Origin of the sequence: Saccharothrix sp., assembly GCF_031180885.1 — a bacterium.
Classification (GTDB): Bacteria; Actinomycetota; Actinomycetes; order Mycobacteriales; family Pseudonocardiaceae; genus Actinosynnema.
Genome location: NZ_JAPSLK010000001.1, coordinates 64518 through 89003, shown reverse-complemented (window position 1 = coordinate 89003; position 24486 = coordinate 64518). Strand labels below are relative to the sequence as shown.

The window sequence follows — 24486 nt, the reverse complement described above, 5'->3', positions numbered from 1 at the left end:
ACACCCCGATGATCCGGACCACAACGGCTGCTCCCCGCAGATGTGCGGCGCGATCGAGCGGGGGTTCGGGTAAGGGTGCGGGTGGCGTAGCGACAACCGGCCGGCGGTCGATAGTGGTGGGTATGGAGATCGAGTTGGCCAGGGCTGTGGCCGCGTTGCGGGACGAGTTGCTGGAGGCCGTGGTCTACGGCCGCGGGCAGGACGTCACCTTCGCGGTGGGGCCGATCGAGTTGGAGTTCGGCGTGGAGTTGAAGGCCGACGTGAAGGCCAAGGGCGGGTTCAAGGCGTGGGTGGTGGCGGCCGAGGTCGAGACCGGCGCGGGTCGGGGGGCCACGCACCGGGTGAAGGTTTCGTTGACACCCAAGGACAAGAACGGCAGGGACCTGCTCGTCGGCGGTTCGAGCCCGCGTCCCGAGGGCCCGGGGGACGTGTCGGGTCACATCGAGCCCTGACCAGTTCCGCCGTCGCCGGGGGTGGGTGTGGATCGCAGGCGCGTGGTCGCGGTGACGGCCGGGGGTGTGCCGGGTTCGGGGTACGTGGTCGGTCCGCGGCTGGTGCTGACCTCGGCGCACGTGGTGGGCGGTCCGGGCGCGGCGGTCGAGGTGTTCCACCCCGGTCGGGCCGCGCGGCACGAGGGCGTCGTGGTGTGGTGCGGGACGGCGGCCGGCCGGGACGACGCGGCGCTGGTCCGGGTCGATTCGCCGGCGTGGGTTCCGCCGGTGGGCAGGGGTGTGGCGTGGGGGCGGGTGGTCACGGAACGGCCGGGTCTGCGGTGTGAGGCCAGGGGTGTGCCCGATCGCGCGCAGCGTCCGGGTGGGCCGGTCGACACGGCGCAGGTGTCGGGGACGTTGAACCCCGACGACCTCCGGGTCGCGAACCGCCACGTGCTGGCGGTCGAGGGTCACCGACCCGACCCGGGTGGTTCGCCGTGGGGTGGGCTGTCGGGTGCGGCGGTGTTCGCCGGTGGGCTGCTGATCGGCGTGGTGATGGCGGACGAGGCGGACAGCGGCCACACCAGGTTGGTCGTGGTGCCGTCTTACGTGCTGCACCACGACGAACGCTTCCGGGCGGCCCTGGCGGAGCACGGTGGCGAGTCGTCCGGGCTGCGACCGGTGGAGTTCGAGGGCTTGGCGGATCCCGGGTTGCCGGTGTCGTCGGTGTTGCCGTCGCCGGGGTGGTTGTTGCACCCGGCGTTGGAGGTCGTGCCGTTCCGGGGCCGACGCGCGGAACTCGACCGGCTGGCCGGGTGGGCCGCCGCGGAGGGGTTCGGGGTGTGCCTGGTGCACGGTCCGGGCGGGCAGGGCAAGACCCGGCTGGCGCGGCAGTTCGCCGCGGACCTGGGGCGCCGGTGGGCGACGGTGTGGCTCGACCCGCGCGCTCGCGGGGACGACCTGGCGGTGCTCGCGGACGCGGCGGTGCCGACGTTGGTCGTGGTGGACTACGCCGAGACCCGTGCCGCGCAGGTGGAGGACCTGGTGCGGGTGGCGGTCGACCACGGCGGCGGGACACCGTTGAAGGTGTTCTTGCTGGCCCGCACGGCCGGTGAGTGGTGGGACCGGTTGCGCGCGTCGTCGGGGACGGCGTCGCTGCTGCTGGACGGGTCCCCGGTCGTCGGCCTGGACCCCCTGGAGAGCGAGCAGGGCGGGCAGGAGAGCGCGTACCGCGACGCGCTGGAGGCGTTCGCGGCCGAGTTGCCGAAGGTCCGCGGGCTGTCCGATCGGCGCTGGGCGGGCAGGACGGCCCAGTTGGCGGACCGGCAGCCCGCGGGGCCGGGGGCGAAGAGCGCGTTGACGCTGCACATGACCGCATTGGCCCACTTGCTGGACTCCGACGCCTCTGCGGACGCCGATGGGCCGCTACCGCCCGAGGAGGTGGAAGACCGACTGGTGGAGCACGAGAAGCGGTACTGGGAACAGGCCGCGGCGGGGAACGCCCGGTTGCCGTTGCGGCGCTCGACGTTGCACGACGCGATGGCGGCAGCGGTCCTGGTCGGCGCGGACGACCGGGACCAAGCCGACGCGTTGCTGCTGCGGGTCGTGGGGCTCGCCGACCAGCCCCGCGACCGCCGCGACGCGGTGGTCGACTGGATCGCCGGCCTGTACCCGGCGGCGGACACGACACCGTTCGGGATGCTCCAGCCCGACCGACTGGCGGAGCGGTTCGTCGGCCGTCACCTGGAGAAGCACCCCGAACTGGCCGACCGCCTGGTGCCGGGGATCTCACCGCAGCAGGCAGAACGCCTGCTTACGCTCTACGCCCGCGCCGCGGCGCACACCGTGTTCGCCGGCGCGCTGGACGAGCACCTGACCGCGCTGTGCGTCCGTCACCCGCCACGACTGGGCGGCGCCACGATCGCGGTGGCCACCCAGGTCGAACGCCCACAACCACTCCTGCTCGCACTGGAACACATCGGCGACGCGTCCGGCACCGACGTCGACCTCCTGAGCGACCTGGCCAACCACCTGCCTCCCTTCAGCCACCGCCTGACCTACTGGGCAGCACTGCTCGGCGCGCGCCTCGTCGACGTCTACCGGGCCCAAGCCGAAGCGGATCCCGACACCTTCACGCCGGACCTCGCCATGAGCCTGAACAACCAGGCCAACCGCCTGGCCGACCTCGGGCGGCGCGAGGAGGCGCTGAAGACCAACACCGAGGCGGTCCGGATCTACTTGAAGCTCGCGCTGGCGAAGCCGGACGCCTTCCACCACGCCCTTGCCACGAGCCTGAACAACCAGGCGGGCCACCTGGCCGGTCTCGGGCGGCACGAGGAGGCGCTGAAGACCATCGCCCTGGCGGTCGCCATCCGGCGTCCGGCCGCACAGGCGCGGCCCGAGATCTTCACCCCGGACCTCGCCATGACCCTGAACAACCAGGCCGTCCGGCTGGCTGGCCTGGGTCGGCGCGAGGAGGCGCTGGAGGCCATCACCCGGGCGGTGACCATCCGACGCGAACTCGCCCGAACCTGGCCCGAGGCCTTCAACCCGGACCTCGCCATGAGCCTGAACAACAAGGCCAACCACCTGGCCGGTGTGGGTCGGCGCGAGGAAGCGTTGCAGGCGGTCACGGAGGCGGTCGGGATCTACCGCGAGCTGGCCCGGACCTGGCCGGACGCGTTCGACCACGCCCTTGCGACGAGCTTGAACAACCAGTCCGTTCGCTTGGCCGGTGTGGGTCGGCGCGAGGAGGCGCTGGAGGCGGTCACCGAGGCGGTGACGATCCGTCGTGACCTGGTACGAGCCCGGCCGGACGCGTTCAACCACGCCCTCGCGACGAGCCTGAACAACCAGGCGGTCCGCCTGGCCGACCTGGGCCGGCGCGCGGAGGCGTTGGAGGCGGTCGGTGAAGCCGTCGAGATTTACCGGGAATTGGCAGGAGCACGTCCGGATGTGTTCCGCGCCGATCTCGCCGTGAGCTTGAACAACCTGGCCAACACCCTGGCCGACCTGGGCCGGCGCGAGGACGCGCTGAAAGCGATCAGCGAAGCAGTGGAGATCTACCGGGAGCTGGCAGGAGCACGTCCGGATGTGTTCCGCGCCGATCTCGCCGTGAGCTTGAACAACCTGGCCAACACCCTGGCCGATCAGGGTCGGCACGAGGAGGCGCTGGAGGCGGTCACGGAAGCGGTAGCGATCCGACGTGAGTTGGCCGACGCGCGGCCGGACGCGTTCAACCCGAACCTGGCCCTGAGCTTGCACAACCAGTCCGTTCGCTTGGCCGGTGTGGGTCGGCGCGGGGAGGCGTTGGAGGCGGTCACGGAAGCGGTGACGATCCGCCGTGATCTCGCCCGAGCCCGGCCGGACGCCTTCAACCACGCCTTGGCCGCAAGTCTGAACAACCAGGCGGTTTTCCTGGCCGACCTGGGCCGGCGCGAGGAGGCCCTGGCGGCGATCACCGAAGCGATCACCATCCGACGCAGCCTCGTGCGAGTACGACCCCAGGTCCACAAGGTCGAACTGGAGCAATCTCTGCGCGTACTCGCCTTGCTCACCCACACGGGAGGCAACCCCGTCGAAGCTACCGATTAGTGTGGGGGTAAATGGGGAGACGATCTTCGCTTGACTCCTGGAGCCCGTTCCCACCTGGGCTTATGGTGGGCCGCCAGGGACTCGAACCCTGAACCCGAAGATTAAAAGTCTCCTGCTCTGCCAATTGAGCTAGCGGCCCGTCGGACAGCTTACCGAGGTCCTCGCACGTGGTGGGGTGGGTGGGTGGGTCCGGCGTGTGGCTGACGTCACTTGCGCACTACCGTGGGGGTATGCGGGTGGCCACGTGGAACGTCAACTCGGTCAAGCAGCGGGTGCCGCGGTTGGTGCCGTGGTTGGCGCAGCGGCGGCCGGATGTGGTGTGCCTCCAGGAGACCAAGCTCGCCGACGACGCCTTCGCCGAACTGCTCTCGCCCCACCTCGACGAACTCGGCTACGAGTTCGCGGCCCACGGTGAAGGGCGGTGGAACGGGGTGGCGATCCTGTCGCGGGTCGGGTTGGCCGACGTCGTGGCCGGGATGGTGGACGGGCCCGGGTTCCCGGAACCGGAGGCGCGGGTGGTGGCGGCGACCTGCGGGGGTGTGCGGGTCTTCTCCGTCTACGTGCCCAACGGGCGCGTGCCCGACTCCGACCACTACCACTACAAGCTCGCCTGGCTGGCCGCCCTGCGGGACGTGGTGCGGGACGCCGGTGACCAGGTGATGGTGTGCGGGGACGTCAACATCGCGCCGGCCGACGAGGACGTGTTCGACCCCGCCGCCTACGTGGGCCAGACGCACGTCACTCGGCCCGAGCGGGAGGCGCTGAACCAGCTGAAGGCGCTCGGGCTCAAGGACGTCGTCCGCGACCGCTGGCCCGGCCACCGCGTCTTCACCTACTGGGACTACCGGGCCGGGATGTTCCACCAGGACCTCGGCATGCGGATCGACCTCGTCCTGGCCTCCGAACCGGTCGCGGCTCGCACCAAGGCGGCGTGGGTGGACCGGCACGCCCGCAAGGGCACCGGACCCAGCGACCACGCCCCGGTCATCGTGGACCTCGACACCGCGCCGGACGGGGACATCGGGCCGGTCGTGCCGCCACCCTCGGCGCCCCGGAAGACCTCCTCGGGGCAGCGGAAGAAGCTCCCGCAGGCCAAGGACTAGCCCGACAAAGAGGGGCTAGCCGGCCAACTCGTCTGGTTCGAGGTCGGCGCTCCAAGAAGGTGTGGGGGCCAAGGCCAAGGCGGCTCGGAGGGCGGTGTCGCGGACGGCGGTGAACCGGCGGACGCGGGCCAGCCGGTTGAGCATCAGAGAACGCCGCACCAAGCGCTGAGTGGACCGGCGGCGCTCGCGGTCGTAGCGCCGCAGGCCGGTCGGGACGTCGCCAGACCGCAGCACCGACGCCAGGGCCACGCCGTCGATGATCGCCTGGCACGCGCCCTGCCCCAGGTCCGGAGTCATGGCGTGGGCCGCGTCGCCGATCAGGGCCACCCGGTCCGTCACGTACGAAGGCAGCGCCGGCAGGTAGTCGAGGCTGTGCCGGAGCACGTCCCGGCTCTCGGCCCGCACCCGCGGGATCGGGTCGTGCCAGGACGAGAACACCGACAGGTCGGCGTCCGGCGCCGTCAGGGCGTACCAGTTCGTGCGGCCGTCGGCCTGCGGGGTGAGGCCGAACTTCACGCCCCGACCCCACGTCTCGCCGCCCGCCTCCACGGCGAAGTCGACCGTGCCGCGCCACCCGACCGCCCCCGACCGCCGCGGTTCGACGCCGAACAGCGACCGCCGGACGCCGCTGCCGATGCCGTCCGCCCCGACCACCAGGTCGACATCGCACTCCTGCCAAGTGACCGTGCTGCCGAACCGGATCGTCCCCGGCGGCAGGGCGTCGGCGAGCACGCCCAGCAGGGCCGGGCGGGTGAGGAGGTGCACGTCCGCGCTCAACCGGCCGAGGACGGTGCCGTCGGGCTTCCGAAGAGTCCCCTCCGGCTGCCGCCGCCCCGCCCGCCGGGCCTGGTCACCCACGCCGAGCTGGTCCAGGGCCGTCAAAGCATTGCGCCAGATGCCCAAGCCCGTGCCGGTCGCGGGCAGCCCGTCCGCCCGCTCGAACGCGGTCACGTCCCAGCCCGCCCGGCGCAGCCCGATCGCCGCCGCCAGACCGCCCACCCCGCCACCGATCACCGCTGCTCTCATGCCGGCGACCGTACTACAGATGTAGTGTGCCTGACTACGGGTGTAGTGTCCCTGACCGTGACGAGACGGCAGCAGGTGCTGGACGCGGCGATCCGGGTGCTCGGCACGGCCGGACCGCGCGCCCTCACCCACCGGGCCGTCGACGCCGAGGCGGGCCTGGCGGAGGGCTCCACCTCCAACCTCTTCCGCACCCGGGACGCCCTGGTCGGCGGGGTCGTCGAACGCCTCCTCGAACGCGAGCGCGAACTCTGGGCCACGCTCGCCGGCGACGTCTCCACGCCCGAGAAACTCGCCGACGCCCTCGGCCGCGTGGTCGAGGAACTGGCCGCCGAACGGGTCCTCACCCTCGCCCGGCACGCCGTTTTCGTGGACGCGGCAGTAAGACCCGAGCTGGGCAAGCGGATCGCCGAGGCGCACGAGCAGATCGCGCAGTGGGCGGTACCGATCGTCGAAGCGATCGGCTCCAAGGACCCGGCCGCCGACCTCGCGCTCCTCCTCGCCACGGTCGACGGCCTGCTGACCAACCAACTCGCCAACCCGCGCCCGGACTTCCGCCCCGCCCGCGCCTTCCACGTGGTGCTGCGCGGCATCGTGGCCTGACAGCGGGTCCCCGCAGCGACACCCCGGCCGCGGGCCGACATCATGTGCCGGGTGGACCTGACGCGGGCGTTCCTGGCCGACGAGAGCCTGCACGGGACGATGGCGGACCTGGACCTGCCACCCGCCCTGGACGCCGTCTACGGGCACCGCCTCGCGCCCCGCCCGTTCTTCCTGCCTCGAACTGAAGCCGACCGCGTGGCACACGACCTGCGCCGCTTCTACGACCTCCTGCTCGATCTGCCGCACCGGCTGTTCGACGGCAGCCTGACCCGCTGCGCCGAAGCCCTGGGCGTGCCACCGCAGGAGGCCGCGCTGATGTCCGCCGAACCGCCCCCGTTCCACGGCCGCGCGGACCTCTACCGCGTCGGCGACGGCTTCAGGCTGCTGGAGTTCAACTCCGGCAGCCAACTCGGCGGCACGGACCTCGGCGACATCGCCCGCGCCGTCCACGAATCCCCGACCATGCGGGGTTTCGTCGCGAAGCACGACCTCGACTACGTCCACCCGGTCGAGAAGCTGTTGCGCGCCACCAAAAACGGCGCCATCGCGTTCCTGGAAGCCGGCGGCGTCCTCACCAAGTTCGCCAAGGGGTTCGCGTCCCTCCAGGAGTCCTGCCGACGGCTCGGCACGGAAATCCTGTTGGGAGAACTGGAAAACCTCACCGAACGCAACGGTCACCTGTACCTGAACGGGACGAAGCTGGACGTCGTCGTCCGCTTCTTCTCCCCGGCACAAGCCGTCGGCAAAGCCGAAACCTTCCTCAAAGCAACGAAGACCGAGATCTACACGCCCCTGTCGAGCTACCTCTACGGCTACAAGTCCACCCTGGCCCTGCTGCCCACCGCGGAGTTGGACGACGACGAGCGGTCCCTGGTCGACCGGCTCCTGCCCTGGACGCGCAAGCTGGAGGACGTCGACCGCGACCACGTCCGCGCGAACCGCGTGAACCTGGTCCTGAAGGCGTCCGGCGAGTTCGCGGGAACCGGCGTCCACGCGGGCTGGCTGCACGACGACCGCGAGTGGAAGGCCCTCGTCGACGACTGCGCGCGCAAGCCGCACGTGGTCCAGGAACGGGTTCGGCCGGTGCTGGACGTGATGCCCGACGACGACCGGGGCTGGCTCACGACGTGGGGCTGGTTCGTGACGGAGGAGGGCTTCGCGGGCATGAGCATCCGGACCATGCCGCACGAGGCGGGCGCGGTCGTCAGCTACGGCGGCAACCCGGACACGAGGGTTTCCGGTCTCCTGGTCGGATAATGCCTGCGTATCCGTTCGACCGCGTTCCGTGATTCACCCTCCGTAGCCACCATCGGCGGGTTAAAGTCCCCGCCAACAGAGGGGGGGTGCATGGGGGAGTTCTTCGCGGCCGCGCTCGCCTTCCCGACCGTCCTGCTCACGATCCTGCTCGCCGCCGTCGTGCTGTTCTGGGTGCTCGCGGCGTTCGGGCTGGACCTCGACGGCGGGGTCGAACTCGCCTACGGGTTGGGCGGGGTGCCGTCCAGCGTCGTGTTCTCCCTGCTGGTGCCGATCGCGTGGTTCGCGTGTCTCGCGGGCGTGACGCTGATCGACGGGTACGACATCCCGGTCCTGCTCGGGTCGCTGGTGGTCGGGTTCGCGACCGCCCGGTTGGCGGTGATCCCGTTGCGCCGCCTGTACCCCGTGCTGCCCGCCGCGTCCCGCAACGACTTCGTGGGCCGGGTCTGCGTGATCCGGACCGGCACCGTCACGACCGAGTTCGGCCAGGCCGAGGTGACCGCCGCCGACGGTTCCTCGGCGATCGTCCAGGTGCGCCAGGCCGGCGCGGACGACCTGCGCGCGGGCATGTCCGCGCTGATCTTCGACTACGACCAGGACGGCGAGTTCTTCTGGGTCGCCCCGATCCCTACTTACCCGTTGGGGGAGCACTGATGGGAGTCATCACCACCGGCTTCGGCGTCCTCATCGCCGTCGCCCTGGTCGTCGTGATCGCGCTGCTGATCATGATCAGCCGGCTGTTCCGCAAGATCGACCAGGGCAAGGCGCTGATCATCTCCAAGGTGCGAAAGGTGGACGTGACGTTCACCGGCGCGGTCGTCCTGCCCGTGCTGCACCGGGCGGAGATCATGGACATCTCGGTGAAGACCATCGAGATCCGCCGGGCCGGCCACGAGGGCCTCATCTGCAAGGACAACATCCGCGCGGACATCCGGATCACGTTCTTCGTGCGGGTCAACAAGACCGTCGAGGACGTCATCAAGGTCGCCCAGGCCATCGGCACCGCCCGCGCCAGCGACGAGCAGACCCTCCAGGAGCTGTTCAACGCCAAGTTCTCCGAGGCGCTCAAGACCGTCGGCAAGCAGCTCGACTTCGTGGACCTCTACACCCACCGCAACGAGTTCCGCGACCGGATCATCGAGGTGATCGGCACCGACCTCAACGGCTACAGCCTGGAGGACGCGGCGATCGACTACCTCGAGCAGACGCCGATGGAGCACCTGAACCCGAGCAACATCCTGGACGCGCAGGGCATCCGCAAGATCACCGAGCTGACCGCGATCGAGCACGTGCGGACCAACGAGTACCAGCGCGGCGAGGAGAAGGAGATCACGCGCCAGAACGTCGAGGCGCGCGAGGCGATCCTGGAGCTGGAGCGGCGCAAGGCCGACGCGGAGATCAAGCAGAAGCGCGAGGTCGAGACCATGCGCGCCCGCGAGGAGGCCGAGATCGCCAAGGTGCAGGCGGAGGAACGGCTCAAGGCCAACACCGCGCACATCCGCACCGAGGAGCAGCTGGGCATCCAGCACGAGAACAAGAACCGCGAGATCGCCGTGGCGGAGAAGAACCGCGAGCGCGTCATCGCGATCGAGACCGAGCGCATCGAGAAGGACCGCCAGCTGGAGGTCATCGGCCGCGAGCGCGAGACCGAGCTGACCCGCATCGCCAAGGACAAGGAGCTCGAAGGCGAGAAGCGGGCCATCGCCGAGGTCATCCGCGAGCGCATCGCGGTGGAGAAGACCGTGGCGGAGCAGGAGGAGAACATCAAGAAGCTGCGCGCCCTCGAAGAGGCCGAGCGGCTGCGCCAGACCACGATCATCGCCGCCGAGGCCGAGGCCCAGGAGAACCTGGTCAAGGACATCAAGGCGGCCGAGGCGGCGGAGGCCGCGGCCAAGTTCAAGGCCCGCGAGGAACTCCTGCTCGCCGAGGCGCGCCAGCAGGCCGCCGAACTCGACACCCGCGCCATGATCCGGCTCGCCGAGGGCCGGCAGGCCGAGGCCGCCGCGACGGGCCTCGCCGACGTCCAGGTCAAGATGGCCGACGTGCAGGTCAAGGAGCGCGACGCGGAGGCGCTGGAGAAGGTCGGCCGCGCCGAGGCCGTGGTGGAGCGGGAGAAGGCCCTGGTGGCCGCCGAGGCCATCCGCGAGAAGCTCAAGGGCGAGGCGGAAGGTCTGGCGGACAAGGCGAACGCCATGGCCGCGCTGGACGAGGTCACCCGCGAGCACGAGGAGTACCGCCTGCGGCTGGAGACCGAGAAGGAGATCCGGCTCGCCGGCATCGACGTGCAGCGGCAGATCGCCGAGTCCCAGGCCATGGTGCTGGCCGCGGGCCTGGAGAAGGCCGACATCGACATCGTCGGCGGCGAGACCATGTTCTTCGACCGGGTGGTCGGCGCGGTCACGGCCGGCAAGAGCGTCGACGGGTTCGTGGAGCACTCCGACGTGGCCAAGACGCTCGGCGCGTCCTGGCTCAACGGGAAGTCCGACTTCACCCAGGACATCGGCCGCGTGCTCGGCTCGTTCGGCACCGAGGACCTGAAGAACGTCACGGTGTCCGCCCTGCTGCTCAAGCTGATCAACTCGGGTGGTCCGGACGCGCCCGCGATGCGCGAGCTGCTGGCCACCGCCCAGCGCCTGGGCGTCGCGGAACGGCCGGTGGCCGCGCTCGCCGCCCAGTCGTGACCACACCCGTGACCACGGACGCGACCCCGACCCCGACCCCGACGACCCCGACCCTGGACGCCGGCACGTACGAGGTGCTGCGGGCCCGGCTGGCCGACCAGGCCGCCGGGCTCGCCCGCCGGGCCGAAGCGCTCAACGCGCGCCGGCTGGAGGTGTTCGGCAGCGCCGAGCTGACCCTGCTGGGCACGGAACGCGTCCGCACCGAGAACAACTGCGTCCCACGCGATGTCGTTCACGTGGCCGGCTTGATGTTGTTCGGCTACAACGTGTTCATCGGCCTCAAGCCGGAGACCACGATCGACGACGTGTTCTCGCTGCACCGGTTCACCCGCGACGGCGACGCGTTCCGGTTCGAGGACGCGGCCCGCACCGAGCTGCCCGGCCTGCTCGACGACCCGCAGTTCGAGCGGGACTTCGCCGAGCTGTACCGGTACTACCGGGACACCCGGCTCGTGCAGCTGCGGCGGGTCGAGGGCAAGCTGCTCGCGGTGTTCCAGACCGGCGCGCGCACCGAGGACATCCGCGTGCTGCGCTGGCAGGTGGCCACCGACGGCACGGTCAAGTACCTGGACAACCGGGGCGAGCGCGACCACGTCTTCCCGCCGTCGCACGACTTCGAGTGGACGCCCACCGCGCGCGAGCACCACGTGCTGGGCCGCCACCCGCACATCTCCATCGAGGACGAGGTCTTCGTCGAGACCGTTGGCGGCGACCTCACCATCAAGGTGGAGAACAACACCGAGACCGGCGAGGGCATCTACCGCGAGCCGGTGGACGAGCCGTTGCAGTCGCTGGCCGACGCCGACGTCGAGTACGCCCGGGTCGGTCCGCTGATCCTCCTGCGCGTGCGCCCGTACAAAGAGACCGCGTGGCGGCACCTGGTGTTCAACACCCGCACCAAGAGCGTCGTGCGGCTGGACGGCATCGGCCAGGCGTGCCAACGGCTCCCGGAGGACCAGGGCCTGATCTTCCCCGGCGGCTACTACCTCGCCACGGGCGTCAGCAAGACGTTCGACACCGCCGTGGACGAGCTGGAGTTCGAACGGGTCATCCGGTCCACCAACGGCGAGGACGTGCTGTACGTCTTCCACGCCCGCCGCGACGGCCGTTCACTCCTGCTGCCCTACAACGTGATCCGCAAGGAAGTCGCGAACCCGTTGCCGTGCCACGGGTACTCGCTGTTCGACGACGGCACGCTGGTGGTGTTCCGGGCGCTGACCGAGGAACCGACCCGCGTGCACCCGATGCAGGTGTGGCAGACGCCGTACCTGTCCGACACCTACGCCGCCGCGCAGCCCGCCGGCACCGGTCCGCTGGAGCGGGTCGGCAACGCGGACCTGGTGCGCGGCATCTCCGACTGCCTGTCGGTGAGCCGGATGGTCGGCGAGATGGCGCCGTCGGCGGCGGTGTTCGAGGACCTGATCGCCTCGTGCACCAGGGTGTTCGACTCCTACCACTGGCTGGGCGAACCCGATCTGGGCGACCTGCGCACCCCGTTGACCGAGGTGCGCGCGACGGCCGAGCAGGTGCTCGACGAGTTCGAGACCGTGCAGGCGCTGACCGACCAGGCCGCGGCGGCGCTGGCCGAGGCCGCCGACGGCATCGCGTCGATGATCCGGCGCACCCGCGGCGAGGTCCCGGTGGGCGCGGACGCTTGGGTGCGGCAGCTCGCCGATCTCCGTGGCGCACAAGGTCATCTGGTGACCCTGAAGGAACTCCGGTACGTCGACCTGAAGCGGATCGAGGAGCTGTCCGCGCAGCTCGCCGAGGAGCTGGGGTCCACGGCCCAGCGCGCGGTCGAGCACCTGCGCCGCGAGGACGCGTTCGCCGGGTACCACGAGCAGGTGGACGCGTTGGTGGGCAAGGCGGAGGCGGTGCGGACGGTCGCCGAGGCCAAGCCGGTCACCGACGAACTCGCCGAGCAGCAGCGCGGCCTGGAGGTGCTGACCGAGGTCGTCGGTTCGCTGGAGATCGCCGACGCCACGGTCCGGACCTCGATCCTGGAACGCATCGGCGAGGTCCTGGGCGGGCTGAACCGCGCACGGGCCACCGTGGACGGTCGTCGCCGGGAACTGCTGGCCACCGAAGGACGAGCCGAGTTCGCGGCCGAGTTCGCGCTGCTCGGGCAGGCCATCACGGGCGCGCTGGCGGTCGCGGACACGCCCGCGGCGTGCGACGAGCAACTGGGCCGGCTGCTGCTGCAACTGGAGAACCTGGAGTCCAGGTTCGGCGAGTTCGACGACTTCCTGGCCCAGCTGGGCGCCAAGCGGACCGACGTCTACGAGGCGTTCTCCTCGCGCAAGCAGGCGTTGCTGGACGAGCGGTCCCGGCGCGCGGACCGGCTGGTCGACTCGGCGGAGCGCATCCTGACCGGGGTCGGCCGGCGGGTGGCCGGGCTCGGGTCGCTGGACGAGGTCAACACCTACTTCGCGTCGGACCCGATGGTGGCCAAGGTCCGGTCCATCGCGGCCGAACTGCGCGACCTGGGCGACACCGTCCGGGCCGAGGAGCTGGACGGGCGGGTGCTCGCCGCGCGGCAGGAGGCGGGGCGCGCGCTGCGCGACCGGCTCGACCTGTTCGACGGCGAGACGATCAAGCTGGGCCGGCACCGGTTCGCGGTGAACACCCAGCCGGTGGACCTGACCCTGGTGCCCAAGGACGGCGCGCTGTCGTTCGCCATCACCGGCACCGACTACCGCGCCCCGGTGCGGGACGAGGCCTTCGCGGCGACAAAACCGTTCTGGGACCAACTGTTGGTGTCCGAGACGGCCGAGGTGTACCGGGGCGAGCACCTGGCCGCGTCGATCCTCGCCGAGCACCCGGTGGACGGCCTGCACGCGGCCGTGACCGACGGGCGGTTGCTCGACCTGGTCCGGAAGGTCGCCGAGACGCGGCTGGACGAGGGCTACGAGCGGGGCGTGCAGGACCACGACGCCGCCCGGATCCTCGACGCGTTGCTGCGCCTGCACGCGGGTGCGGGGGTGCTGCGGTACCCGCCGTCGGCTCGTGCGGCGGCGCAGTTGTTCTGGGCCGAGGCGGACGAGGAGTCGCGGATGCGGTGGACGCGGCGGGCGTCGTCGCTGGGACGGGCGCGGTCGGTGTTCGGGCACACGCCGGCGATCGACGAGCTGTGTGACGAACTTGCGGCGCAGATCGGTGACCCGCTGGCCGGGGAGTACCTGTTCGAGGAGTTGTGCAGCGCGCCGTTCGGGTTCGCCGGCAGCGCCGGCGCGCGGGCGTTGACCGAGGCGTTCCACCGCGCGTTGGGCAGCCGCAAGGAGTTCGAGGACGACCTGCGCGCGCTGACCGACCCGGCGGACCGGAAGGCGCTGGTCGAGGGCTGGTACTCGGCTTTCCTGGCCGGGCGGGAGGAGTACGACCTGCCCGAGGCGGTGGCGCTGGAGCTGTGCCGGGACCTGCCGCGGCACGAGTCCTCGGCCCAGATCCGGTCCACAGTGGACGGTTTGCTGGGCGCGCACCCGCGGATCGTCGACCGCAAGCTGGAGTTCCGGCTGGACGAGCTGCTGACCCGGACGCGCCGGTTCCGGACCGAGCGGGTGCCCGCGTTCCGCGCGTACCAGCGGCACCGCAACGAGGTCGTGGCGGCGGAGAAGCGGCGGCTGCGGCTGGAGGAGTACCAGCCGAAGGTGATGAGCGCGTTCGTCCGCAACCGCCTGCTGGACGAGGTGTACCTGCCGCTGATCGGCGACAACCTGGCCAAGCAGCTCGGCGCGGCGGGCGACGACAAGCGCACCGACCAGATGGGCCTGCTGCTGCTCATCTCGCCGCCGGGCTACGGCAAGACGACCTTGATGGAGTACGTGGCCAACCGGTTGGGGTTGGTGTTCGTCAAGGTCAACGGGCCTTCGCTGGGCCACGACGTGACGAGCGTCGACCCGGCCGACGCGCCCAACGCGACCGCGCGGCAGGAGGTCGAGAAGATCTCGTTCGCGCTGGAGACCGGCAACAACGTGTTGCTGTACCTGGACGACATCCAGCACACGTCCCCGGAGCTGTTGCAGAAGTTCATCTCCCTGTGCGACGCGCAGCGCCGGATGGAGGGCGTCTGGGACGGCCGGACGCGGACCTACGACCTGCGCGGCAAGCGGTTCGCGGTGTGCATGGCCGGCAACCCGTACACCGAGTCGGGTCAGCGGTTCCGGATCCCGGACATGCTGGCGAACCGGGCGGACGTGTGGAACCTGGGCGACGTGCTGTCCGGGCGCGAGGACCTGTTCGCGTTGAGCTACATCGAGAACGCGTTGACCTCGAACGCCGTGCTGGCGCCGTTGTCGACGAGGGACCGGGGCGATGTGGACCTGCTGGTCCGGATGGCGAAGGGCGAAGAGGTCCGGTCGGACCAGTTGAGCCACCCCTACACGTCGGTGGAGCTGGAGCAGGTGCTTTCGGTGCTGCGCAAGCTGTTGCGCGTGCAGGAGGTGGTGTTGGCCAACAACCAGGCCTACATCGCTTCGGCGGCGCAGTCGGACGCGTCGCGGGTCGAGCCGCCGTTCCGGTTGCAGGGGTCGTACCGGAACATGAACAAGCTGGCCGAGAAGGTCGTCCCGGTGATGAACGACGCCGAGCTGATGGCCGTCATCGACGACCACTACCTGGGCGAGGCGCAGACCTTGACGTCCGGGGCCGAGGCGAACCTGCTCAAGCTGGCCGAGCTGCGGGGGACGCTCACCGAGGAGCAGGCGCGGCGGTGGGACGAGGTGAAGGCGGCCTACGTGCGCGCGCAGGCCCTGGGCGGTGCGGAGGGTGACCCGATGAGCCGCGCGGTCGGCGCGGTGGGCTTGCTGGCGGACCGGGTGGGCGGGGCCATCGACCGCCTCGCCGCCCGCTAGTCGTCCTCCCGCTCGCAGGCGATGCCGTCGAGGTCCACGTCCAGCCGGTGGCGGTCTCGGCCGTGGACCTCGATCCGGGTCAAGCCCTGCTCGCGCAGCCACTCGCAGGCTTTGCGCGGGTCCAGGGGGAAGAACCACGGGACGCATGTGCCGTCGGTGAGGTACGAGCGGTCGCAGTTGTTCCGGTTGGCTTTCTTGCCCGGAGGCTGGGCGGTGGTGGGCGAAGGCGGTTGCGGTTCCGGGGTGGGGGTGGCGGTCACCGGGACGGCCGGCCTGGCCTCCGGTGGCGCCGTGACCGGGGCCGGTGAGGGCTGGACGGCCAGGGTGGTGGTGTGGGTGGCGCTGAGCACGCCGGGGCCCACCGGGCTGAGGTCCACCCTGCGCACGTCCACCGGGCGCGGCTGGTCCACGACGATCGCCAGGGTCAGCAGTGCGCCGGACGCCAGGGCGCCCATCGTGCAGGCGAAGGCCAGTCGTCTGCTCATCCCAGTACCCGCTCCAGACGGCACTCCAGGTGCCACGTGGAATCGCTCTTGCGGCCGGCGGCGTTACGGGTGGGACACGAGCGTCACCCGGTGCGGTCGGGGCCGGCGCGGTCGAGGTCGACGCGGATGACCACGCGCTCGTCGCGGACCATGGCGGCCCGGTAGTCGTCCCAGTCGGGGTGTTCGCCCGAGATCCGGCGGTACAGGTCCACCAGGGGTTCCATCGCCTCGGGCAGCGACACGACCTCGGCCTTGCCCTCGACCTGCACCCACTCGCCGAAGAACCCGTCGGTGAAGAAGCACAGGGCCACCCGCGGGTCCTGGCGGACCTGGCGCACCTTGTACGCGGTCTCGCGGGTGCTGATGACCACCCGGCCCTCGGCGTCGACGGTGGCCAGGACGGGCGACATCTGCGGCGAGCCGTCGGAGCGGCGGGTGCTCATCACGGCGCGCGTGTTGTTCCGGATGAACTCACGGGCTTGATCGAGATCCATGGCACCATCTTGGCCCTCGGCGGGAGGCCCCGGGTGTGACACGATCGGATTCATGCCGGTGGACGTCGGGATCCTCGGACCGGGCACGGTGACGTGGCAGCTCCACGCCGACCCGGCGATGTGGGTCGCGGGGATCTCCAGCCTCTACCTCCAGGCCCTGCACCCGCGCGCGGTGGCCGGTGTCGTGCAGAACTCCAACTTCCGCGAAGACCCGTTGGGCCGCCTCATGCGGACCGCGAACTTCGTCGGCACGGTCAGCTACGGCACCACGGAAGAAGTTCGGGAGGCCGCGGCGAAGGTCCGCATGGTGCACCGGATGCTGCGCGGCAAGGACGAAAACGGACGGCGGTTCCGCATCGACGACCCCGAGTTGCTGCTGTGGGTGCACTGCGCCGAGGTCCACTCGTTCGCCACCGTCGTGCGCCGCGCGGGGTACCGGCTCACCGACGCCCAGGTCGACAAGTACTACGACGAGCAGCGCCGCACCGCCGAGCTGGTGGGGCTGCACGCGGACGAGGTCCCCGGCACGGCCCGCGAGATGGCCGACTACTTCGCCTCGGTCCTCCCGGAACTGCGCAAGACCGAGGACTCCGAGGTCGTCTACCGGTTCCTGCACCGCCCGCCGGTCAACGGCCTGCTCCGGCTCGGCCTCGACGCCTACGAGCCGCTGCTGGGCCACCTCGCCTACTCCCTGCTGCCGCCGTGGGCGATCGCCCTGCACGACCACCGCCCGTACCCCGAACCGGTCGCCACGGCCATGCTCCGCGCTTCCCGGACCGCCGCCCTGCTGGTGCCGCCGCCGATCCGCTGGGGCGTCCCGGAAGGGCACGTGAACCGGGCCGTCCGGCGGCTCGGGCTGGGCGCGGTGCCGCGCCGCTCGCTGCTGCCATAGGGGGATTTGTTCGACGTCACACCAATCTGTGGGCCGAACGGTCCAGCGGATTGGGCTGATGAGACCTTCGTCGCATAAGGATCTTCAATACCGGTGCTTAGCATGAACGACGTCTGGTGCGTAGATCCGCACCGCGTACCCGAGCACCGGAAGGTTCGCAGCCCATGCTGTTCCGACGACTGCTGCCCGCGATCGCGGCGGTGGCCGCTCTCGCCCTCGCCTCCGCCTGCGGCAGCGGGGGCGACGACACGCTCAAGGGCAAGGCCGAGGACGGCGAGCTCACCATCGGCATCCGGTTCGACCAGCCGGGCCTCGGGCAGCGCCGGCTCGACGGCAAGTTCGTCGGCTTCGACGTGGAGGTCGCCAAGTACGTGGCCGGGAAGCTCGGCGTCCCCGAGTCCGGCATCACGTGGAAGGAAGCCCGCTCGGCCGACCGCGAGAAGATGATCGCCGACGGTTCCGTGGACTTCGTCGTCGCGACCTACTCGATCACCGACAAGCGCAAGGAGAAGGTGGCCTTCGCGGGTCCGTACTTCCAGACCGGCCAGGGCATCCTCGTCCGCTACACCGAGGAGGACATCACCGGCCCGGAGACGCTCAACGGCAAGCGGCTGTGCTCGGTGACCGGGTCGACGTCGGCGCAGAAGGTCGCGTCGGAGTTCGCGCAGGGCGTGGAGTTGGTGGAGTACGGCCAGTACTCGGACTGCGTGACCGCGCTGCTCGCGGGCAACGTCGACGCCGTGACCACCGACGAGGTCATCCTCGCGGGCTACGTCGCGGAGAACCCCGAGCTGCTCAAGCTGGTGGGCAACACCTTCACCACCGAGCGCTACGGCGTGGGCCTGGCCAAGGGCGACTCCGCGGGCCGCGCCGAGGTCAACGCCGCCATCGAGCAGATGGTCGGCAGCGGCGAGTGGCGCAAGGCGCTGGAGCGCAACATCGGCCAGGCGGGCGTGCAGCTCCCCGAACCCCCGCGGGTCACCGAGAAGTAGGTCCTCGTTCAGTGGTAGTGCTGCGGGTGGCCAACCGATACGCTCGCGTGCGCAGGCCGTGGTTTCTGTGTTCGTGTCACACGCTCGCGGAACGACACGCGGGCGTGCCATCCCTGCCGCAGGCGGCGGGGAAACGCCCCGGGACGGCCGGGGTTGCACGGTGCAGCCCCAAGCTTTCCTGCGATGGAGGCAGGTTCATGGCACTGGGCACGGTCAAGTGGTTCAACGCCGAGAAGGGCTTCGGGTTCATCGCCCAGGAGAACGGCGGTCCCGACGTCTTCGTGCACTACTCGGAGATCCAGGGCGGCGGGTTCCGCACCCTGGAGGAGAACCAGCGCGTCGAGTTCGAGATCGGCCAGGGCACGAAGGGTCCGCAGGCCCAGAACGTCCGCAAGGTCTGATCGCTTTCGCACGAGAGGCCCCGACCGGGTTCGGTCGGGGCCTCTCGGCGCTTGTACGGGACTAGAAGCCGCGCTGGCGGGCTTCCCACTCCAGGCGCTGCATGACCCACTCGGTGGCCAGCGCCTGCGGGGACGTCTGCCGCTCGGCGGCCAGCTCCTTCAGCTGCTCGTTGGCCATGAGCTGGAGGCGGAGCTGGTAGACCTGCGCGTTGCCGAAGCTGCCGCCCGACGCGGTGGTCTCCGCGTCGGTCTCGGGGGCCAGCGCCGCGAGGTAGGAGGTCAGCTCCTCGTCGGGGAGGATCTCCTCCTGCTCCTTCTGCGGAGGGCGATGCCGGCCTGACTTCGAGCGTCCTAGGGATCCAAGAGGCACGGCGACACGATAACGGTTGAGTTGCGAGACGCCGCGAACTGTGGCATGGGTCACAGTCCTGTGCATGGAGAGGCCCCCGCGCCAGGGGGAGGAACGCGGGGGCCGGAGGGGATCTCCACAGGCGCTGACCGGGGGTGTGTCAGCAATTCGGATTGTTGCACGTGCACCGTGGCCTGGGGAGTGGGTTGGGCCAGATTCTTCAGCCAGTCGATGCCTGAGCGCCTGTGCGGAGGGTCAGCCGACGAGCGCGTAGCCCGCCTCGGTGACCGCGGCCTCCACCTCGTCACGGGACAGCTCGCGGGTGCTGGTCACGGTGACCGCGCCGGTGTCGAGCTGGACGTCCACGGCGGTCACGCCGGACACGGCGGTCAGCTCCTCGGTGACGGAGCTGACGCAGTGCCCGCAGGTCATGCCGCTGACGGTGTAGGTGGTGACGGACATGGGTTCCCATCCTCTCGACCGGGGTGCTCCGGTACCCGAGGATATACCCCTAGGGGGTAGTGCTGTCGTCCGGCGGGGTTTCCAGGCCGGTGATCTCGGTCTCCAGGCGGCCGACGAGCTCTTCCAGGCCGGCCAGCATGCCGTCGAGCTGGGACATCTTGTCGCTCATCATCGCCTCGATGTCGGCCTCGATGGCGGCGAGGTTCAGGCTGCCGAAGAGCAGCTGCGGGTCGAGGGGCGGGACCGCGCCGGGACCGGCGGACTCGGTGACGGTGGCGTCGACGGCCGGCACAACGGGCTCAGCGGCCTCGGCTGCGGCGGCAGCCCCCGCGGCCGGCTCGGTGGCGGGCGCGGCTTCGGCGGCGGCCGGCTCGGCGCCGGCTTCGGCGGCGGGTGCAGCGGCGCTGACCGCAGCGGCGGTGGGCTCGGCGTCGGCGGCGGCCTGCGCTGCGTCGGCTGTGGTCGGTTCGGCCGGGGCCTCGGTGGGGTTGGGCGTGGTGTCTGGGTCGGTCGGTCGCGGGTCCGGCTCGGTCATGGGTTCACCCTCTCGCTTGTTCGCCGCAAGCACATCACGGTCCGCTTGACACCAAGTGGTTTACACGGAAAGTGACGCTCCGTTGTCTTGGAATCACTCTGCGGGGGGCTGCGGTGGTTCGACGGGCTCGCTTAGCCTCGCGCCAACCTCAAGTCGGGGAGGCGTCATGAGCGGGTCCCTAGAAGTGCGTCAGTTCCTGTGGAACCAGGACGACATCATGTCGAGGCCGGGCGGTGGGGTGCCCGCGCAGCGGACCGGTGAACCATCGCGGATCTCGGACGAACAGGTCCACCGCGCCCGGTTGTCGGTGGCACGGGGCGCGACGAGCGCCGAGGACTGCCGACTGCTGCTCGACATGCTCGGGCTGTCACCGGGCGAGGACGGCGGCCCGCCGCCCGTTCAGCGGTAAGCCGAGTCGGCCCACCCGAGACGCGCACCCCCCGGAAGCGCGTCTCGGGTGGGCCGCTCCAAAACATACCGAGCGGTCTATTTCGGGGCAATTCCGGGCATTTCCCGGTCGGTGCACCGCGCGCTGCTTGCGTCCACCGCACACGACAGCGTTGGCTGTGCACGCACCGCACCGCACCGACCACTCGGAGCCTGTGATGTCCCCGCAGCACCGTGCGCTGGCCACCCGGGAGGCCATCCTCCGCGCGGCGGCCGAGGAGTTCGACCGCCTCGGCTACGACGCGGCGCCGTTGAGCGCCATCCTGGACCGCAGCGGCGTCACCAAGGGCGCGTTCTACTTCCACTTCGCGTCCAAGGAAGCCCTGGCGTCGGCGATCGTCCAGGTCCAGGACGACACGTGGCCGCGCCTGGCCGGGCAGTGGCGCGACCGCGGCCTGGACCCGTTGCGCACGCTGGTCGGGCTGTTCGACGAGGCGGTGTCGCTGCTGTCCCGGGACGTCGTGATGCGCGCGGGCGTCCGGCTCGCCGCCGACCGGGAACTGGGCTACCCGGGGCTGTCCTCCGCCCACCTGCGCTGGGAGAAGGTCCTCGGCGACCTGCTGCACGCCGCGCGGGACGCGGGCCAGCTGCGGCCCGGTGTCGACCCGGAGGCCGCCGCCCGGACCCTCACCTCCGCCGCCCTCGGCGCGCGGTTGATCTCCAGCGCCACGTGCCGCTGCGCCGACTTCCCCGAGCGGATGCGCGAGGTGTGGCGGTTCGTCCTGCCCGGGATCGCGACCGACGAGTGGTGTTCGTCCGTGCTGGCGATGTTTGCCGACGAGCAAGTTCCATGACACTGGTACGGAATGGGGTCTGTCGCTGAACGGACCAGAGAACCGCTGGTCAGGCTGGGGTGGGGCGTGCACGATGTCGCCCGAGCCGGCTGCCCGCGAGCAGTGAGTGGTTGGTCGAGAAGGCCCTCGTCCGCGGCTTCCCCGCCGACCAGGCGATCGACGCCTACCTGGGCGGCTGCTGGGACTGGTCGCGCACCGCGTTCAGCGGGGCCGACGACGCCGGCCGGCCGGCCGACCCGGACTTCTCCGTCGCCGACCCGGGCTTCTCCGTCGCCGACGCGGCCGACGCGCTGCTCGCGTCCGTCGAGGGACGGGAGGATCTGCGCGTCCGGTGGTGCGACGCCGAGCAGTTGACCAACGACCGGTTCGACGACGCGCTGGCCGTGTTGAGCCCCGCGGAGCGCGAGGAGTTCGCCGCAGGCCTTGCCGCGCTGGCCTGACCGGCCGCCGAACGGGGGTGGAATCGCAGGTCAACGACTTGTGCCACCCCCGTTTTGGAGTAGATGGGAGTCGTGCCCTATGCTTACGATGCTTCCACCGGACAGCGTGGAGGGCCTGGGAAGAAGGTGGCCCAAGGGCTGCCGGAGGAACTGGTCCCCATCGTCTAGCGGCCTAGGACCCCGCCCTTTCAAGGCGGTAGCGCGGGTTCGAATCCCGTTGGGGGCACGTAGTACAGTAGGAAAAGCAAGGCCCAGTGGCGCAGTTGGTTAGCGCGTCGCCCTGTCACGGCGAAGGTCGCGGGTTCAAGTCCCGTCTGGGTCGCAAGGCTGTTCGGCTGTTCGGCCGAGCCGCATACCTGGCCAGGTAGCTCAGTTGGTACGAGCGACCGCCTGAAAAGCGGTAGGTCGGCGGTTCGACCCCGCCCCTGGCCACTCCTGCGAAAACCCACTCGAACCCATCGAGTGGGTTTTTGCTTTTACCGGAATCGGATGACCGCGAGCGCCTGGTCGTCGTGCACTTTCGAACGGCGCCAGCGGGTGCGTTCCGGATCGCGCGCCTCGGCTTCGCGGATCTCGTCGAGCACCGCTTCCGGTCCTTTTGCGAGCGTGATGTCCAACACTTCCCGCCAATCGGCGAACAGGCCGTAGTCGTCCACCCCGCAGGCGACGCCGTCGGTCGTTAGCAGCACGGTGTGCACCTCGTCACGCCGCCACGTCCGGCGCACCGCCCGGTACGCCGCCGCCGGGTCCGCCTCGGCCACCCAGAAGCCGCCCTCGCGGTTGCGCCAGTCCGTGATCCGACTCACTTTTCCGCGCAGATCGCGCAGCCGGTGGTCGGCCAGGACGTCGGTCCGCGCGCCGAACGCCACCACCGGGGTGTCCGCGAGCACCAGGGCGTCAACGGTTTCGTCGGTCCAGCGGGCGATCGCGACCGTGCTGGACGGGGAGTCGCCGGGCACCAGGCCGTACCGGTCGGCCAGGCGCCGGATCGCGCCCGCGACGACGTCGGCCAGGTCGCCGTCCACTGTGGTGAGTTCTTCGGCCAGGGCGCGGGAGTGCCAGCCGCCGTCGCGTTCGGTCGGGGTCGGCGAGGTGGCGCCGTCCAGGACGACCACGGCGTTGGGCAGCACGACGATCCGGTCCTCGGTGGGGCGCGGCCGGCCGTCCAGGCCGACGCCGGCTCGTTCGGCGGTGATGATCTCGGGCATCGACCCCGAGCCTAGTGTCAACTTGGGTTGACAACGAGTCGAGTGTCAACCAAAGTTGACGGCATGACGGAGGCGACGGAACTGGCCTCGGCGGCCGGCGACCAGGACCCGAGGGTCGGGCTCCGGGCGGTCAGCGCACTGCGCCGGCTGCTCGAACAGCTCGAAGCGGTCCAGGTGCGCAACGCCCGCAACCGGGGCTGGTCATGGCAGGAGATCGCGGCCGAACTCGGCGTCAGCCGGCAGGCCGTCCACAAGAAGCACGGGGGCGGACGATGATCGGGGAACGGTTCACCAGGGACGCGAGGCAGGCGGTGCTCGACGCCGTCAAGGAGGCCGAACGGGACTCCGCCGACGCGATCGGTCCCGAGCACCTGCTGCTCGCGGTCCTCGACGCGCCGGTCCTGGCGTCGTTCGACGTGCCGCGCGGCGAGGTCGAGGCGGCGCTGCGGGACGCCCGGCGCAAGGGCGGGCTCAGCGACGCGGACGCGGAAGCCCTGCGCGGCCTGGGCATCGACGTCGACCAGGTGGTCGCGTCGGTCGAGCGGTCGCTGGGCGAGGGCGCGCTGGCGGGCGGACCGCCGAAGCGCCGGCGGTTCTTCCGCAACCACCTGCCCTTCGGGCCGGCGGCCAAGAACACGCTCGTGCGCAGCCTCGCCGAGGCCCGCGACCTCGGCCACGGGACCCTCGGCAAGGAGCACCTGGTGCTGGCGCTGCTGTCCGCCAAGGGCCTCGCGGCCGAGGTGTTGAACGCCAAGGGCGTCACCTACACGGAGGTGCGCAAGCGGGTCGTCAGCAGTCCGCGGTGACCTTCGGCTCGACCCAGGTGACCAGCGGCAGGAACGCCTGGGTCAGCGGGCCGATGGTCACCGCGTACAGGACGGTGCCCAGGCCGACCGTGCCGCCGAGCAGCCACCCGGCGCCCAGCACGGCCACCTCGACCACGGTCCGGACCAGGCGCAGCGACGCCCCGGTCCGGCGGCAGAACCCGGTGGTCAGGCCGTCGCGCGGGCCGGGGCCGAGCCGGGCCCCGATGTAGACGGCGGCGGCCAGCCCGTTCAGCACGATGCCCGCGACCAGGAACACGGCCCGGACCACCAGGTCCGACGGGGTCGGCAGGAGCCACAGCGTCACGTCGACGGCGACGCCGATCAGCACGACGTTGCTCACCGTGCCGACCCCGGGCCGCTGGCGCAGCGGGATCCAGGCCAGCAGCACCAGCGCGCCGACGATGATCGTGATCGTGCCGAACGACAGACCGGTGCGCTTGGACAGGCCCTCGTGCAGCACGTCCCACGGGTCCAGGCCGAGGGTCGCGCGGATCTGGAGCGCCATGCTCGCCCCGTAGAGCCAGAGGCCGGCGAAGAGCTGGGGGACGCGGCGGACGGGAGCGACGGTGACCGGGACCGGGGTGAGTGCGGCGAGCATGTGGCCATCCTGAGCTTCGATTG

Annotated in this window: 24 protein-coding genes and 4 tRNA genes; 19 read left to right on the top strand and 9 right to left on the bottom strand. The window is 70.9% G+C overall.

Annotated elements, in window-relative coordinates; genetic code table 11:
• Positions 1-122: 122 nt before the first annotated feature.
• Positions 123-452: a trypco2 family protein gene (locus tag RIN75_RS00475; RefSeq protein ID WP_309109703.1), complete on the top strand. Its 330-nt coding sequence runs from the start codon at positions 123-125 to the stop codon at positions 450-452.
• A gap of 27 nt (positions 453-479) precedes the next feature.
• The gene (locus RIN75_RS00470; protein ID WP_309109702.1) at positions 480-4025 is read left to right on the top strand and encodes a tetratricopeptide repeat protein; all 3546 of its coding nucleotides are present in this window, start codon (positions 480-482) and stop codon (positions 4023-4025) included.
• Between the two features lie 63 nt (positions 4026-4088).
• Here RIN75_RS00470 and RIN75_RS00465 read toward each other — a convergent pair.
• A tRNA-Lys gene (locus RIN75_RS00465) sits at positions 4089-4164 on the bottom strand.
• A gap of 91 nt (positions 4165-4255) precedes the next feature.
• Between RIN75_RS00465 and RIN75_RS00460 the strand changes: the two genes are divergently transcribed.
• A complete protein-coding gene (locus tag RIN75_RS00460) occupies positions 4256-5128 on the top strand; it encodes an exodeoxyribonuclease III (RefSeq protein WP_309109701.1) in 873 nt (290 codons plus the stop codon).
• 15 nt (positions 5129-5143) lie between these two features.
• Here RIN75_RS00460 and RIN75_RS00455 read toward each other — a convergent pair whose 3' ends face one another.
• Positions 5144-6154 carry an FAD-dependent monooxygenase gene (locus tag RIN75_RS00455; protein WP_309109700.1) on the bottom strand — a complete coding sequence of 337 codons (1011 nt, stop codon included), beginning with the start codon at positions 6152-6154 and terminating at the stop codon, positions 5144-5146.
• A gap of 57 nt (positions 6155-6211) precedes the next feature.
• On the opposite strand from RIN75_RS00455, the gene RIN75_RS00450 reads away from it, so the two are divergent.
• The 5 genes from RIN75_RS00450 (at position 6212) to RIN75_RS00430 (ending at position 15539) form a co-directional block, all read left to right on the top strand.
• Entirely contained in the window at positions 6212-6754 is a 543-nt protein-coding gene (locus RIN75_RS00450; RefSeq protein WP_309109699.1) for a TetR family transcriptional regulator, read from the top strand.
• 51 nt (positions 6755-6805) lie between these two features.
• Positions 6806-8011, top strand: coding sequence for a hypothetical protein (locus RIN75_RS00445; protein WP_309109698.1), 1206 nt, complete (start codon positions 6806-6808; stop codon positions 8009-8011).
• 90 nt (positions 8012-8101) lie between these two features.
• Entirely contained in the window at positions 8102-8662 is a 561-nt protein-coding gene (locus tag RIN75_RS00440; protein ID WP_309109697.1) for a hypothetical protein, read from the top strand.
• The gene (locus RIN75_RS00435) at positions 8662-10689 is read left to right on the top strand and encodes an SPFH domain-containing protein (RefSeq protein WP_309109696.1); all 2028 of its coding nucleotides are present in this window, start codon (positions 8662-8664) and stop codon (positions 10687-10689) included. Before RIN75_RS00440 ends, RIN75_RS00435 begins: the two co-directional genes overlap by 1 nt.
• Complete coding sequence (locus RIN75_RS00430) at positions 10686-15539, top strand: DNA repair ATPase (RefSeq protein WP_309109695.1); 4854 nt, start codon at positions 10686-10688, stop codon at positions 15537-15539. Before RIN75_RS00435 ends, RIN75_RS00430 begins: the two co-directional genes overlap by 4 nt.
• Here RIN75_RS00430 and RIN75_RS00425 read toward each other — a convergent pair.
• Positions 15536-16024 (bottom strand): hypothetical protein, encoded by a 489-nt coding sequence (locus tag RIN75_RS00425; RefSeq protein WP_309109694.1) that lies wholly within the window; start codon positions 16022-16024, stop codon positions 15536-15538. The genes RIN75_RS00430 and RIN75_RS00425 overlap by 4 nt on opposite strands.
• 83 nt (positions 16025-16107) lie before the next feature.
• A complete protein-coding gene (locus RIN75_RS00420) occupies positions 16108-16518 on the bottom strand; it encodes a PPOX class F420-dependent oxidoreductase (RefSeq protein WP_309109693.1) in 411 nt (136 codons plus the stop codon).
• A gap of 52 nt (positions 16519-16570) precedes the next feature.
• Here RIN75_RS00420 and RIN75_RS00415 point away from each other — a divergent pair, with 52 nt between their 5' ends.
• The 3 genes from RIN75_RS00415 to RIN75_RS00405 all read left to right on the top strand — a co-directional run bounded on the left by RIN75_RS00415 (position 16571) and on the right by RIN75_RS00405 (position 18803).
• Entirely contained in the window at positions 16571-17410 is an 840-nt protein-coding gene (locus tag RIN75_RS00415; RefSeq protein ID WP_309109692.1) for an oxygenase MpaB family protein, read from the top strand.
• Positions 17411-17574: 164 nt separating this feature from the next.
• Entirely contained in the window at positions 17575-18402 is an 828-nt protein-coding gene (locus RIN75_RS00410) for a glutamate ABC transporter substrate-binding protein (protein WP_309109691.1), read from the top strand.
• Between the two features lie 197 nt (positions 18403-18599).
• Positions 18600-18803, top strand: coding sequence for a cold-shock protein (locus RIN75_RS00405; protein ID WP_121224525.1), 204 nt, complete (start codon positions 18600-18602; stop codon positions 18801-18803).
• 61 nt (positions 18804-18864) lie between these two features.
• On the opposite strand, the gene RIN75_RS00400 is transcribed toward RIN75_RS00405, so the two are convergent.
• From RIN75_RS00400 to RIN75_RS00390, 3 genes are all read right to left on the bottom strand, one after another.
• Positions 18865-19173 (bottom strand): hypothetical protein, encoded by a 309-nt coding sequence (locus RIN75_RS00400; protein WP_309109690.1) that lies wholly within the window; start codon positions 19171-19173, stop codon positions 18865-18867.
• Positions 19174-19407: 234 nt separating this feature from the next.
• Entirely contained in the window at positions 19408-19614 is a 207-nt protein-coding gene (locus RIN75_RS00395) for a heavy-metal-associated domain-containing protein (protein ID WP_309109689.1), read from the bottom strand.
• Between the two features lie 49 nt (positions 19615-19663).
• A complete protein-coding gene (locus RIN75_RS00390) occupies positions 19664-20149 on the bottom strand; it encodes a hypothetical protein (protein WP_309109688.1) in 486 nt (161 codons plus the stop codon).
• A gap of 166 nt (positions 20150-20315) precedes the next feature.
• Between RIN75_RS00390 and RIN75_RS00385 the strand changes: the two genes are divergently transcribed.
• The 6 genes from RIN75_RS00385 (at position 20316) to RIN75_RS00360 (ending at position 22262) form a co-directional block, all read left to right on the top strand.
• Positions 20316-20558, top strand: coding sequence for a hypothetical protein (locus RIN75_RS00385; RefSeq protein WP_121224536.1), 243 nt, complete (start codon positions 20316-20318; stop codon positions 20556-20558).
• 196 nt (positions 20559-20754) lie between these two features.
• Positions 20755-21390 (top strand): ScbR family autoregulator-binding transcription factor, encoded by a 636-nt coding sequence (locus RIN75_RS00380; protein ID WP_309109687.1) that lies wholly within the window; start codon positions 20755-20757, stop codon positions 21388-21390.
• Between the two features lie 110 nt (positions 21391-21500).
• Positions 21501-21830, top strand: coding sequence for a hypothetical protein (locus tag RIN75_RS00375; protein WP_309109686.1), 330 nt, complete (start codon positions 21501-21503; stop codon positions 21828-21830).
• A gap of 153 nt (positions 21831-21983) precedes the next feature.
• Positions 21984-22056 (top strand) — tRNA-Glu (locus RIN75_RS00370).
• A gap of 22 nt (positions 22057-22078) precedes the next feature.
• Positions 22079-22152: transfer RNA gene (locus RIN75_RS00365), tRNA-Asp, on the top strand.
• 36 nt (positions 22153-22188) lie between these two features.
• Positions 22189-22262 (top strand) — tRNA-Phe (locus RIN75_RS00360).
• 44 nt (positions 22263-22306) lie between these two features.
• Here RIN75_RS00360 and RIN75_RS00355 read toward each other — a convergent pair.
• Positions 22307-23038 (bottom strand): protein phosphatase 2C domain-containing protein, encoded by a 732-nt coding sequence (locus tag RIN75_RS00355; RefSeq protein WP_309109685.1) that lies wholly within the window; start codon positions 23036-23038, stop codon positions 22307-22309.
• Between the two features lie 63 nt (positions 23039-23101).
• On the opposite strand from RIN75_RS00355, the gene RIN75_RS00350 reads away from it, so the two are divergent.
• Both RIN75_RS00350 and RIN75_RS00345 read left to right on the top strand, forming a co-directional pair.
• On the top strand, positions 23102-23314 hold the full coding sequence (locus tag RIN75_RS00350; protein ID WP_121224542.1) for a helix-turn-helix domain-containing protein: 213 nt from the start codon (positions 23102-23104) through the stop codon (positions 23312-23314).
• Positions 23311-23844: a Clp protease N-terminal domain-containing protein gene (locus tag RIN75_RS00345; protein ID WP_309109684.1), complete on the top strand. Its 534-nt coding sequence runs from the start codon at positions 23311-23313 to the stop codon at positions 23842-23844. The genes RIN75_RS00350 and RIN75_RS00345 overlap by 4 nt, the downstream gene beginning before the upstream one ends.
• On the opposite strand, the gene RIN75_RS00340 is transcribed toward RIN75_RS00345, so the two are convergent.
• Positions 23828-24463 carry a hypothetical protein gene (locus tag RIN75_RS00340; protein WP_309109683.1) on the bottom strand — a complete coding sequence of 212 codons (636 nt, stop codon included), beginning with the start codon at positions 24461-24463 and terminating at the stop codon, positions 23828-23830. The genes RIN75_RS00345 and RIN75_RS00340 overlap by 17 nt on opposite strands.
• Between the last annotated feature and the right edge of the window lie 23 nt (positions 24464-24486).